Below are 13,245 nucleotides of genomic sequence, written 5' to 3' on the forward strand. Positions count from 1 at the left end.
CTTACACAGAATTCATAATTAGTTTTTGTAATAATATTCATGTTAATGAATTTATTATGAGATGGTCTGTTTGATTTTTAATAGCTATATTTAGAGCGCAATTAATCTTAAGTATATATGAAAAGCACTTTTGTATCTATAATATCTCTTATTCTTCTATTTCAATTTAGTTACGCTCAAGACATAACAATAGGAATATTAACAGATAAAGATTCACCACAAGTTCAACCTTTATTAGAACAATTAAAAACAGAAATTAGAGCAGTTGTTGGACAAGATAAAGTGGTAGAATTTATAAAGCCACTACAAAATAACTACAATATAGAAATTGCAAAAGCTAATTACCAATCTTTGGTAAATGGAAGCGCAGATATTATTTTGTCTTTTGGTGTAGTAGATAATATTGCGCTATATCAGCAAAAAACATACGCAAAACCAACCATTGTTTTTGGATCAGTAAATTCAGACTTTATAAATCTTCCACCTGAGCAAAAAACAAGTCAGGTTAACAATATCACATACATTATAACACCATTGTCATATAAAAAAGACTTAGAGGCGTTTAAAACCCTTTACGATTATAAAAATATAGGAATTATAGTTGATGATTATGTTGCGAAATCGCTGCCTTTAAAAACACTTTTTAATTCTTATTTTGCTAGTCAAGGAAAGCAATACAAACTCATTACAATTTCAGAAACAGGTTTGCAGTCTCAACCATTGGTTGGTTTAGATGCCATATATTTAGCTGGTGGTTTTCAATTAAGTGATGCGAATTTTGACGATTTAGTAAACACAATCAACTCAAAAAAATTGCCTTCATTTTCAGCGAGTAGAATAGAAGATGTAGAGCGCGGTATTTTAGCAACCAACCAACCACAAACAAACCTCGAACAGTTTTTTAGACGTATAGCTTTAAATATTGAAGCTATTTCTAGCGGTACCAATGCTTCTGAATTACCATTGTTTTTAGAGTATAAAAATAAAATGACGATTAATTTTGAAACAGCTAAACAAATTGATTTTCCGTTGCGATATGCCATGTTAGGTTCTGCAGACTTTATTGGCGGAAACTCTAAACCAAATATTCAAGGAGCGATGTCTATTCTAGATATTATGAATGGTGTTTTAGATAAAAATCTTAGTTTATCTTCTACTAAAAAAGCAGTAGAGTTAACAGAACAGGATGTCAAAACAGCAAAAAGTGGTTACCTTCCAAATATAGGAGCTAGTGTTAATGGTTTGTATTTAGATCCAAGAGTTGCTGAAATTTCTAATGGAACAAATCCAGAGTTTTCCACATCGGGAGCTATTGTGGCTGAACAACTTATTTATTCTGAAAGCGCTTCAGCTAATATAGACATACAACAGGAATTACAGAAAGCGCAACAAGCTACTTATAATGCTAGTGAATTGGATGCTTTACTAAATGCTTCGGTAGCATATTTTAATGCTCTAATATTAAAAACAAATACTACCATTCAAAATCAGAATTTACAGTTAACAAAGCGTAATTTAGAATTGGCAGAACAAAATTTTGAAGGTGGTGCTTCGGGAAAATCTGATGTGTTGCGTTTTAGAAGTCAATTAGCACAAAACACGCAAAATCTTATTGATGCAGGTAATCAGTTAAGGCAAGCCTTTTTTACTATCAATCAATTAATGAATACTTCCATTAATAAAGAAATTGATATTGAAGATGCTGTGCTTTCCGAAGGTGTTTTTAAAAATTATAAATATGAAGATTTCTATGATATTTTAGATAATCCAAAACTACAATCGGCACTTATTGAGTTTTTAGTAGAAGAAGCAAAAAAAAATGCACCAGAACTTAAGAATATAGATTACAATTTAAATGTCACTAAGCGCAATTACAGGTTAAATGATACCGGTCGTTTTATTCCAACGGTTGCATTACAAGGCCAATATAATTTAGCATTGTCGCAATCTGGAAAAGGTTCAACGCTTCCTGTAGGTTTTCCAAGTGCTCCAGATGGTACTTATAATATAGGTTTAAACATATCATTACCAATTTTCAATCAAAATCAAAGAAATATTAATCGTCAAACTGCTAAAATTCAAAAAGAGCAATTGGGTTTTGAAAAGAAAAATATAGAATTAAATATAGAAAAGAATGTCAACGATATTATTCTCGATTTAATTAGCGAGATAGCAAATATTGAAATTTCTAAAGTAGCAGAAGACACGGCGAAAGAAAGTTTAGACTTAACACAAAATGCATATAAACAAGGTGCTGTTCCTGTGATTCAATTGATTGATGCACAAACCAATTATCTACAAGCACAATTAGGAAGAGCAACTGCCAACTATAATTATTTACTAACATCAATGCAGTTAGAACGTGCTATTGGGTATTTCTTCTTAGTACATACCGAAGCCGAAAACCAACAATTCATTCAAAATGTGAATGCTTATATTTTAAGCAAAAACTAATTCAACGACTATTATGAAAATAAAAAAGTATACACTAATCACACTATTAAGTTTAATCGCTTTTGTGTCTTGTAAAGAAGAAGAAAAAGTAAAAGAAACAGTATTAAGACCAGTTAAGTATGCTGTAGTTGGTGATGTAAATACTCAAAAAATTAGAACGTTTAGTGGTGTTGCCAAAGCTGGTGACGAAATAGGGTTGAGTTTTAGAGGCAGTGGTGTTATTACTAAAGTTAATTTTTGGAAAGGAGAAAAAGTAAAAAAGGGAGACATTATTGCTAAGCTAGATAATGTAGAAGCAAGCTTGGCTTACGAGCAAAGTGTTTCAGCCTTGAAAAGTGCTCAATCTTCTATGAACACATCTAAGTCTAACCTAAATCGTGTGAAGTCTTTATACGAAAAAGGAAGCAATTCTTTAAGTGATTATGAAAGTGCAAAAAATTCGTATCAAACCGCTTTAGACCAATTTGAATCAGCTAAACGAAATAAAAGTATCCAAGCCACACAATTAAGTTATGGTATTATTAGAGCACCAAAAGATGGGCTAATTGCAAGTACTGATGGAGGCGTTGGTGAACGTGTGAGTGCTGGTCATCAGTTTGCTGTTTTAAATGCAGGTAAAGAAATGAAAATAGATGTAGGTTTACCTGAATCTGTAGTTAATAAAGTCTTTATTGGAATGGAAACTAAATTAGAGTTTTCATCAATTGAAGGAAAGATAATGGATGGAAAAGTGATTGAGTTATCACCAAATATAGATCCAGATTCTGCAACATATAACACATCAATTGGAATAGATTCACCAGCAAAAGAAATTAAACCAGGAATGGCAGTTAGTGTAACATTCGACTTTACAGATGCTAATGCTACCGCTGATAAATCATTAATTATACCATTAAAGGCAGTAGGAGAAGATGGAAAAGGACGATTTGTATTTATAATTACAACTAAAAGTGAAACTACAGGAACAGTAAATAAAAAATATCTTGAATTAGGAGAACTCACAACAGATGGTTTTAAAGTAAAAAGCGGATTAGCTAGCGGTGATAAAATTGCTACTGCAGGTCTACAAACGTTGCTTGACGGTCAAGATGTAAGATTAAAATAATAACTACCAACCAAAACATTAAAGTATGAATCTAACCGAATTTTCAATAAATCGTAATCGTGTTGTTTTAAGTATTCTAGTTGTAGTTATGGTTATGGGTGCTCTTTTTTATGCGTCACTGTCTAGAGATAGTATGCCGCCTTATACTATTAGAGTAGCTTCTATTGTATCCTCTTTTCCTGGCGCAAGTCCGGAACGTGTTGAAGAATTGGTTAGCGATAAAATTGAAAAAGTTGCACAGGAACTACCAGAATTAAAAGTTGTAAAAAGTACCTCGCGCACAGGGCTTTCTGTAGTTCAAGTAGAGCTTAAAATGGAAGTGTCACCAGAAAAACTACAGGCTGTTTGGGATCGTTTACGTCGCAAATTAAGTTCAGTACAAGGTTTACCAAATAATGTAAGTCCTCACTTAAAAGATGATGGTATTGGTGAAGTTTTTGGTATTGCTGTAGGTTTAATTTCTGACGGATTTGCCTATGCTGAAATGAAAGATTATGCAGATGATTTAAGAGATGATTTAATTAAATTAGAAGATGCTGCAAAAGTAGAATTGAATGGAGTACAGTCAGAACGTGTCTTCGTGGAATTTGAAAACACTAGACTAAAAACCTATGGTTTAACAGCGAATAAGCTGCAAAATATTATTTCAGGAACTAATATTCTAAGCTCAGGAGGAACAATTAATGTAGAGGCAGAACGTATTATTTTAGAACCAACAGGAAATTTTAATGATGTAGAATCTATACGTGAAATGTTGATTCCAGTTGGTCAAAATGGGCAAGTAGTGGCATTAAAAGATATTACTACCATTAATAAAGGGTACATTAATCCACCAACGCAAAAAGTACGTATTAATGGTAAAGATGCTATTTCATTACATGTATCACTTAAGGAAGGAGCGAATATCATTAAACTAGGAGAGGAGATTGATGTCGTTCTAGGCGAATGGAAAGACAAATTACCTGTTGGCTTGGAAGTTTCTCGTTTAGCATCTATAGATCAATACATAGACTTGAAAATTAGCGATTTCATTGGTAATTTATTACAAGCCATAGCAATTGTATTGGCAGTCATGTTATTCTTTTTAGGTATAAGAACAGGATTAGTTATCGCCAGTTTAATTCCAATTGTGACCATTACAACCTTAATGATCATGGGATTAATTGATGTTGGATTAAATCAAATTTCATTAGCAGCATTAATTATGGCATTAGGTATGATGGTAGATAACGCCATTGTGGTTGCCGAATCTGTAATGGTGAAAATGGAAGCTGGTATTCCTGTGAAAAAAGCAGCCATAGATTCCTGTTCAGAATTATTTACGCCACTACTAATTTCAACACTAACCACCTCTGCAGCGTTTCTAGCCTTTTTTATGGCAGAATCCGTTATGGGAGATATTATGGGACCTATCTTTGTAGTTATTACGATAGCATTATTATCATCTTGGGTAATTGCTCTAAGTATTATCACATTATTTTGTGTGTTTTTCTTAAAAGTAAAACCAAAAGAAAAAGGTAAAGTTAGTTTTTTGGATAAGTTAATCAATGGATTAAAAAATAAGTACAAAAACCTTATTTTGTTTGCCTTATCGTGGAAGAAATTGGTTTTGTTACTAATTATTTTTATGTTCTTTTTATCCATTTTTGGGTTCGGATTTCTAGGTTTTGTATTTTTCCCAGATAGTGATCGTAATATGATTACGGTTGATGTAAATCTGCCAGAAGGAACTAATATTGAAAGCACAACTACTGTTGTAAAATCACTTGAAGACTTTATGCTTTTAGAGTTAAAAACAACAGAGAACAAATCCGATGGTATTGTAGATTGGTCAGCTTATATAGGCGAGGGACCTTCCGCTTATGATTTAGGTTATAATGCAGATGAAGCAAATTCAAACTATGCACATATTTTAATAAATACTTCTTCGTTTTTGGTGAATAATCAAATGGTTGAAAAATTAGACGCTTTTGGTTTTGAAAACTTCCCTAATGCAGATATAAAGGTTGGATTGCTAGGTTCTGGTGGTGGTGGAACACCTGTAGAAATAGAAGTATCTGGAGATAATCCAGATAAATTGGCAAGTATTGCCGAAGCGATAAAAGCCAAGCTATTCACTATTTCTGGCACAAAAAATATTAAAGATGATTGGGGACCAAAAGGGAAGAAGCTTGTAATTGATATAGATCCGAATAAAGCACAAACTGCTGGCGTTACTAATCAAGATATAGCAACTTCTTTACAAACGGTTTTAGATGGTTTTCAAGCAGGAGAATATAGAGAAGGTGACAAATCTATTCCTATAGTTATGAAGAGTAACCAAAGTAAACAACAATCATTGTCTTCATTAGAAACACTAAATGTTTATGCACAAAGTTCAGGTAAAAGTGTACCATTGTTACAAGTAGCTTCAATTGTTCCTGAGTGGCAATATTCTAAAATTAAACGTGTCGATTTAACACGTACCATTAAAGTATCAAGTGAATTAACGACTACAGGAAATGCTTCAGAAGTAACTGAAGCAATTACACCTTGGTTAGAAGAGCAAAAAGAGATTTGGGGAAAAGACTATAGTTACGAATTAGGAGGTGATGCTAAAAGTTCAGCAGAAAATATGGGTGCAGTTGCTAGTTATTTGCCATTATCTGCTTTTATAATTGTGATGCTTTTAATTATTCAGTTTAATTCGTTTAGAAAAATGATAATGATTGTATGTACCATTCCACTTGGTATTATTGGTATGGTTTTAGGCTTACTATTGTTTGGCGTTCCATTTGGCTTTATGGCATTTTTGGGTGTCATTTCCTTAGCAGGAATCGTTATTAATAATGCTATTGTTCTAGTAGATAGGATTGAAATTGAAGAAAATGAACTCAAACGAAAACCTCAAGATGCTATTATTGCTGCTTGTTTGCAACGTTTTAGACCTATACTATTAGCAACATTCACCACAGTATTAGGTTTAGTGCCATTATATCTTGGTGGAGGCGAAATGTGGGAGCCAATGGCAGTAACTATCATGATTGGATTATTATTTGGAACAGTAATTACATTATTGTTCATTCCAGCTTTTTACAGTGTAATGTATAAAGTAGATTATAAAGAATATGAGTTTAATGAAGAGCTATTAGATTAAAAAAATGCTAAAGAAACTATTTCCATATCGCTTTGAGGTTTTCTTTTTTAGTCAAATAGCAATACTTTTTGGTTCACTTATAGTGCCATCTTTTGTATTTGAAACCTATCTATCTCCACTACTTTTTTTAATTAATCTTTTTGCTGGAATTGTACTGTTATCAAAACAGAAAAAAACAATGTGGTTTTTAGTTGCTTTACTTGTTATTAGTACAGTAATACTTGGTTCGGAATTAATAGAAAAAACAAATGAAGCACTTATAGGTCCAATAAAAATGTTAACTTATTTTTTGTTTTATATAGTGGTGACTATAGAAATTATAAAACAAGTCTGGAAAGCTAATAAGGTTAATAAAAATGTGATTTTCGGATTAATAAGTGGTTATGTTTCGTTAGGATTAATAGGTTTTTTTATTTGCTTGAGTATCGAAATGGTATATCCTAATTCGTTTTTGGGTTTAATTGAAGGTATTTCAATTACAGAAAACTTAATGTATTACAGCTATATAACCTTATTGACTATAGGATATGGTGATATATTACCAGTTAGTGCTTTAGCACATAAAGCAGCTATTTTAATTGGCTTAATTGGGCAAATGTATTTAGTAGTATTAACAGCTATTGTGGTAGGTAAGTATATTAATCAAACAACTGTTAAAAATGAATAATTAAAATTAATAATCTGTATCTTTAATTTATTCAAAAACTCAAAATAGATCAATCAAAAAACACAGGTTATTCTTTAGAAAAATTATGAAGAAATTAAATAAAATTATTGTTTTAATAGTATTAAGTATTGTACTAACAAATTGTGCGACTGTTAAACTTTCAAACACTTGGTCTTCTGAAGATTTTCAAGATGCAAAAACTAAAAAAGTATTAGTTGTCGCTAGATCAAATGATAAAGAGGTACAAAAAGCTTATGAGAATGAATTAGTTTCAAAATTGAAAAATGAAGATATAAATGCCATATCAGCGCATAAATTATTTCCAGATTTAAAAGAAAAATCTAATCGCAGTCAAGAAGAAATAAATACTATTGTTAAGGACTTTTCTAAAGAAGGTATACAAAGTATATTGTTAACAGCTTTAAAAGGGACTAAAGTAGAAGAATCTATACCAGAAAAGGAAGATACGAATGCAAGTTCTATTGTTAATAGAGGACGTTATGGTTTTACTTTTACAGATTACTATAATGTACATTCTATAGAATACCTAAGTAGAGATTTAAGACCTAATTATAATGAAAATGATCAAGTTTCAAGTCAATTATTAAGTTCTACAACATATACCTTAGAAGCTGTATTCTATGATTTAACATTAGAAAAGGACAAACAATTTACAGGGTTTTATGAAGTAAAAATTACTGATCCATCGTCAGCAAAACAAATACTAAAAAAGTTCAGTAATATTATAATCAAGCAATTTAAAAAATAAAAATATGGAATCTAAAAGCCAATATTATGATGCTTATGCAGCAGTAATGAAAATTACGCTTAGAGACAATAACGCATCTGATGAAGAAAAACAATATTTACAAGCTTTCGGAAAGAAATTAGGAATAACCGATTCAGAATATTTTGAGGTCATTGAGAGTTATATGGAGTTTGATATTGTAGCTCCTTATACATATAATAGCCGCCTAGAGAACTTCTATACACTTACTACTGTTGTCGCAGAGGATCATAAAATGCCTCATAAAGATCAAGTGAAATGGCTAGGGCGTATGGCTACAGCTATGGGCTTTAATCCAAGTAATGTTAAATATATTGTTGCAAAATCTTTAGATTTAATAAATGCTGGAAAAGATATGAATGCATATAAAGAAGGAATAAAAGGCATTAATTCTTAAACGTTTCATAACACTAAGTAGGTTAAAAGAAGAGCAATAATTTAAAATCATTTAATGAATCAAATTAGAAAAGAATTAGTATTATTAATTCTACTCGTTTTAATATCAGGTTGTTCATCTGTAAAGAATACAAGTATTCAGAGCTCTAAAGATACTATTGAAGTAAACAAAGATACATTAAGCAAGTTTGAAAGATATAGCCAAAAGGGAGAAGCTTTGTTTAAAATTTTGCCTGTACCTGTACTTGCATATTCTACTGAATCTGGAACTATTTTTGGTTTAGCTAAATACAATTTATTAAACCTAGTGAAGAGTGATACTATTTCTCATGATTCTAAATTTGATGCTCTAGTTAGTTATGCCACAAAAGGGCAATATAAAGGTGTCATTTCTGGTGATATGTTCTTTAATGAGAATAAGTTAAATGTAACAGCTGGTGTTAGGTATATTAAGTTCCCATCTTTTATTTTTGGTGTTGGAAATACAATTTCCGAAGATAATATAGAAAGTGTAATTACTGAAAGTTTTGAATTTGACATTGGTGTATTACGTAGTATAAATCAGAAAAAAACATTATACGCTGGAGCTTTAGTGCAATTTAAAAATTACACAGCTATAGATACTGAACCAGATAGTTTTATTACAAGAACAAATTATCCAGGAGTTGATGGTGGAGTTTCATCAGGTTTGGGTTTAGGTATTATTTATGATACTAGAGATTTTAGGTTTAATGCTAAAAATGGGTTTTATCTTAAAACAAATTTCTTTCTTTTTAATAAGGCTTTTGGAAGTGATTATAAGTACAACTCATTTGAATTAGATATTAGAAAATATTTTAACCCATGGTTAGAACATGTAATCGCACTTCAAGTTTATACTCAAGCCAATTCAGGAAATGTTCCTTTTTATTCACTAGCACTTTTAGGTGGAGATCAAAGAATGAGAGGTTATTATAAAGGAGCGCTTAGAGATAAAGTTATCGGTGATGCGCAAATAGAATATAGGCTACCAATATGGTCAATTTTTGGAGCGACTGCTTTTGCTAGTGCTGGTAGAGTTTCTGCAGATTATAAATCGTTTGATTTTAATAATCTTCGTTATGGAGCAGGAATTGGATTACGTGTTTTGTTAGATAAAAAAAATAGAGGGAATTTAAGATTCGATTTTGGATACGGAGCTGGAGATGCTCAAACATTTTCTATTGGTTTTACAGAGGCTTTTTAATAAGACAAATTAGCCTATTTCACAAAACAAAGAGACCTAAATTTAATTTAGGCCTCTTTGTTTTTACATTTTCTTAAGCAATCTTAAAATTCACTAAAGAGCTAATTATAGGGTTATTCTTTTTTTGATTGCAGTTTATTGGTAAGAATTTTTTCAAATTCTGCCATTAACTCTAAATGTCTTTTATTTTGATCTATAGATAGAATAGGTTCTACACTCGAATTTAGTTTACTAATTTGTACTTTAATACTTTTTAAATATTCTGTTTTTGGTAAAACTTTTTCTTTGTTTTCTTTTTCCTTAAAGCGTCCTATTTTACCTAAATGAAAACCAAATAAGGTGTCATATTCAGTTTGCAATTTATCTCCCAACATCATTTTTTTTACTTGGTTGTCTACCCATATATGTAAATTTGAGAATTCTTCCATTGAAAAAATACCGTATCCATATTCCACTTTTTCATTCTCCTTTTCGGTTTGACCTTGAGCATTTAAACTTGATATTGCAAAAATGCAAACTATAATAATTAATGCTTTAATACTTTTCATAATTTTAATCTTTATTGAGTTAAAGTTTTAAGTTTCAGTTTATATTTATAGTATTACATTTTAAAAGTTAATACAGGTAATTTGGAATGATTTACAACATCTTCAGAAATACTACCACCAAAGAAATGACTTAAACCTTTTCTGCCATGAGTAGTCATTGCTATTGCTTTTGCTCCAGTTTTACTTGAGTGATTTAAAATACCGTCTTCAATAGAATAATCTGCAACATAATTAATTTTATCAGACCAATCTTTAGCATCTGCTTTTGCTAAGAAATTATTCACATTGCTTTCAATTTCTTGAGTACTTCTAAATTTAGCAGCACTTGGCGTATTTACATGTAATAAAGACGTATTACTTCCTAATTCTTTTAATAATTTAGACGCTTTTTTAAAGGCAGGCACGCTTTCTTCAGAAAAATCTGTGGCAAAGACCACATTATCAAAATCAATATTAGTGTTTTTGCCTTTAACAACAAGCACTGGAGTCTCACTATATCGTACTACTTTTTCAGTATTAGAACCCGTAAAAACACCATCGTGATTACTATGCCCACGAGATCCCATTACAATTAAATCGGCACCTTCCGCTTTAGCAACTTCGTCAACTTCTTTTAACACTTTATGATGCTTAATCATAGCTACAACATCTACGCCTTTTAAATAATCTTTATCTAAAAACTCCTCAAATTCTTTATTAGCAGATGCCAGCATAAACAACATTTCATTCTGCCTATCTGAAGATGATTCAGAAAATATAGATTCAGATAATTCTAGCATGTTCATAACAATAAGTTGAGAATTATGTTTTTTTGCTAATGCCGCAGCCGCTTCTAGAGCATATTCAGAATGCTTAGAGAAATCAACAGGTAAGATTATTTTTTTCATATCTTTTAAGTTGTTTTATTATACTATAAATTTACAAATAAATGAGTTAATATTAACTTTTAAAGTATCATTAATAGAGGTAATCTGCATAAATTTAAATGTTTGCAATACACATTGTTAATACTTGTCTTGATTCTTGAATTATCATTTTGAAGATTCATAATTATATCAAAATTGGTTATCTAATGGTTTTCTTTAAAATTAAAAAGGCCAAATTAAAGGCACTAGAACTAAAGATAGTATGAAGAATGACAGCAGTAATGGAGTTCCTACTTTTAAATAATTCATAAACTTATAATCGCCAGCAGCCATTACCATTGCGTTTGTGGTTGTTCCAACTGGTGTTAGAAAGGCAGTAGAAGCACTGATAGCAACAACAATCATAAAAGGCTGCGGAGAGATATTTAAAGACGTTGCTGCAATAATAGCTATAGGAGCCATTAAAACAGCAGTAGCAGAGTTATTAATTGCTTGACTAAAGCCTGTTGTCAATAAGAATATTCCACCTAATAAAACTATAGGATGTATGCTCCCTAAATTTGAAACCAAGCTATTGGCAGCAAGTTCTGCAATACCAGTTTTTTGAAGAGCAAGACCCATTGGGATCATAGCAGCAATCATAATAACACTTATCCAACTAATGCCTTTATAGGCTTTCGCCATAGGCACACCTCCGGTTAATAAAATAACGCCTGCACTAATCATAGCAGCAATTGCTCCAGGAACAATTTTAAAGACGAGTAATGCTATCATTACTAAAAGCATAGTTAATGCTATATATGACTTATATGTAAGCTTATTTACATCTTTAGCCATATTCTCTGGGCTTCCAGAAATAACAAGATTTTTATACACGCTTTTTAAATGTTCGATACGTTCCCACGTGCCACGAATAATAAAAGCATCACCAGCTTTTACAGCAATATTTTTATCTTTTAGAGGTTTGTTGTTTCTTGAAGCAGCTAATAATTGAATACCAGCTTGTTCTAAATACAATCCCATAGGAATATTGTGCCCTAAAAAAAGTGATTTTGGTGTCACAATCATTTCAGCCATACCAACTTCTTGATTAATAAATTCTTCTTTTAAGTTGTCGTCTTCATTTTTAAAAGGAATAATCCCAAGTTGAAAATCTATAATAAATTTATCAATAGCTTCAGTTTCTCCTTTAACAGTAATGATATCGTGGTATCTCATTTCAGTATCTATAGACGGAAATTCAACATATGTCTTAATACCTTTTAAAGGATTAGTTTTTCTTCTTTTTAATCTAATAATTGAAATATTATATTTCTCTTCAAAGTTCCATTCTCCTATTGTTGTGTTTAATAGTGGAGACATAGAGCGAATGCGCAAGCGATAAATATTTTCATCGATACTATAGTTTTCAATCCATTCGTGCATTTCAGAATCGATGTTTATAGGCTGATTTTCGGTTGTATTTTCTGGAAGTAATTTAGAGCCTATAAATCGAAAATATAAAACAGAAATTAATAACAATGGTATTCCAATTAAAGCAAACTCAAAAAATGAAAAGGCTTCAAAACCATTTTCTACTAATGCATTACTAGCAATAATATTTGGAGGTGTTCCAGTTAAAGTCAATAAACCACCAGTATTCGAACCAAATGCAACAGGCATTAATAATTTTGAGGGTACCGTTCCAATTTTATATGCTGCAGAAACTGTAACTGGTAATAGAGTTGCAACAGTTCCAGTGTTGCTTACAAAACCAGATAAAACACCAGAGCCTAATGTGACTAATACTAATAGTTTTGGAACACTTTTACCAGCCCATTGTACAAACTTTTGTCCTGCTAAAGCTGTCCAACCCGTTTGAGATAATCCTTCTCCAATAATAAAAAGGGAAGCAATCATTATAACTGTTGGGTTACTAAAACCGCTTAATGTTTCGTTTAAATCTAATATGCCGAATAAAAATAAGCTTAGCATTGACATTAAAGCGATAATATCTGGCGTAAATTTTCCCCAAACAAAAAGAATAATGGTTATTGTTAGAATAATTAAAACAGTAATCAT

Annotated in this window: 10 protein-coding genes; 7 read left to right on the forward strand and 3 right to left on the reverse strand. The window is 31.2% G+C overall.

Annotation, left to right across the window (positions count from 1 at the left end):
* The first annotated feature begins 117 nt into the window (after positions 1-117).
* The 7 genes from Q0997_RS07560 (at position 118) to Q0997_RS07590 (ending at position 9,770) form a co-directional block, all read left to right on the forward strand.
* Entirely contained in the window at positions 118-2,454 is a 2,337-nt protein-coding gene (locus Q0997_RS07560; RefSeq protein ID WP_299886869.1) for a TolC family protein, read from the forward strand.
* Between the two features lie 13 nt (positions 2,455-2,467).
* Positions 2,468-3,559, forward strand: a complete 1,092-nt coding sequence (locus Q0997_RS07565; RefSeq protein WP_299886872.1) for an efflux RND transporter periplasmic adaptor subunit — start codon at positions 2,468-2,470, stop codon at positions 3,557-3,559.
* A 25-nt stretch (positions 3,560-3,584) separates the two neighbouring features.
* Positions 3,585-6,695 carry an efflux RND transporter permease subunit gene (locus tag Q0997_RS07570; RefSeq protein ID WP_299886876.1) on the forward strand — a complete coding sequence of 1,037 codons (3,111 nt, stop codon included), beginning with the start codon at positions 3,585-3,587 and terminating at the stop codon, positions 6,693-6,695.
* A gap of 4 nt (positions 6,696-6,699) precedes the next feature.
* Entirely contained in the window at positions 6,700-7,362 is a 663-nt protein-coding gene (locus tag Q0997_RS07575; RefSeq protein ID WP_299886879.1) for an ion channel, read from the forward strand.
* Between the two features lie 85 nt (positions 7,363-7,447).
* Positions 7,448-8,131 (forward strand): hypothetical protein, encoded by a 684-nt coding sequence (locus Q0997_RS07580; RefSeq protein WP_299886882.1) that lies wholly within the window; start codon positions 7,448-7,450, stop codon positions 8,129-8,131.
* 4 nt (positions 8,132-8,135) lie between these two features.
* Complete coding sequence (locus Q0997_RS07585; RefSeq protein WP_299886885.1) at positions 8,136-8,546, forward strand: hypothetical protein; 411 nt, start codon at positions 8,136-8,138, stop codon at positions 8,544-8,546.
* Positions 8,547-8,600: 54 nt separating this feature from the next.
* Positions 8,601-9,770 (forward strand): BamA/TamA family outer membrane protein, encoded by a 1,170-nt coding sequence (locus Q0997_RS07590; RefSeq protein ID WP_299886887.1) that lies wholly within the window; start codon positions 8,601-8,603, stop codon positions 9,768-9,770.
* A gap of 113 nt (positions 9,771-9,883) precedes the next feature.
* On the opposite strand, the gene Q0997_RS07595 is transcribed toward Q0997_RS07590, so the two are convergent.
* The 3 genes from Q0997_RS07595 to Q0997_RS07605 form a co-directional block, all read right to left on the reverse strand.
* Positions 9,884-10,318 carry a hypothetical protein gene (locus tag Q0997_RS07595; RefSeq protein ID WP_299886890.1) on the reverse strand — a complete coding sequence of 145 codons (435 nt, stop codon included), beginning with the start codon at positions 10,316-10,318 and terminating at the stop codon, positions 9,884-9,886.
* A 53-nt stretch (positions 10,319-10,371) separates the two neighbouring features.
* The gene (locus Q0997_RS07600; RefSeq protein WP_299886893.1) at positions 10,372-11,205 is read right to left on the reverse strand and encodes a universal stress protein; all 834 of its coding nucleotides are present in this window, start codon (positions 11,203-11,205) and stop codon (positions 10,372-10,374) included.
* A 201-nt stretch (positions 11,206-11,406) separates the two neighbouring features.
* Positions 11,407-13,245: an SLC13 family permease gene (locus tag Q0997_RS07605; RefSeq protein WP_299886896.1), complete on the reverse strand. Its 1,839-nt coding sequence runs from the start codon at positions 13,243-13,245 to the stop codon at positions 11,407-11,409.

It is taken from the genome of uncultured Lacinutrix sp. (assembly GCF_947500325.1).
Lineage (GTDB): Bacteria > Bacteroidota > Bacteroidia > Flavobacteriales > Flavobacteriaceae > Lacinutrix.

Coding starts and splice junctions, on each gene's coding strand:
- Q0997_RS07560 (WP_299886869.1), top strand. CDS start 118: ATGAAAAGCACTTTTGTATCTATAATATCTCTTATTCTTCTATTTCAA.
- Q0997_RS07565 (WP_299886872.1), top strand. CDS start 2,468: ATGAAAATAAAAAAGTATACACTAATCACACTATTAAGTTTAATCGCT.
- Q0997_RS07570 (WP_299886876.1), top strand. CDS start 3,585: ATGAATCTAACCGAATTTTCAATAAATCGTAATCGTGTTGTTTTAAGT.
- Q0997_RS07575 (WP_299886879.1), top strand. CDS start 6,700: ATGCTAAAGAAACTATTTCCATATCGCTTTGAGGTTTTCTTTTTTAGT.
- Q0997_RS07580 (WP_299886882.1), top strand. CDS start 7,448: ATGAAGAAATTAAATAAAATTATTGTTTTAATAGTATTAAGTATTGTA.
- Q0997_RS07585 (WP_299886885.1), top strand. CDS start 8,136: ATGGAATCTAAAAGCCAATATTATGATGCTTATGCAGCAGTAATGAAA.
- Q0997_RS07590 (WP_299886887.1), top strand. CDS start 8,601: ATGAATCAAATTAGAAAAGAATTAGTATTATTAATTCTACTCGTTTTA.
- Q0997_RS07595 (WP_299886890.1), bottom strand. CDS start 10,318: ATGAAAAGTATTAAAGCATTAATTATTATAGTTTGCATTTTTGCAATA.
- Q0997_RS07600 (WP_299886893.1), bottom strand. CDS start 11,205: ATGAAAAAAATAATCTTACCTGTTGATTTCTCTAAGCATTCTGAATAT.
- Q0997_RS07605 (WP_299886896.1), bottom strand. CDS start 13,245: ATGATTACTGTTTTAATTATTCTAACAATAACCATTATTCTTTTTGTT.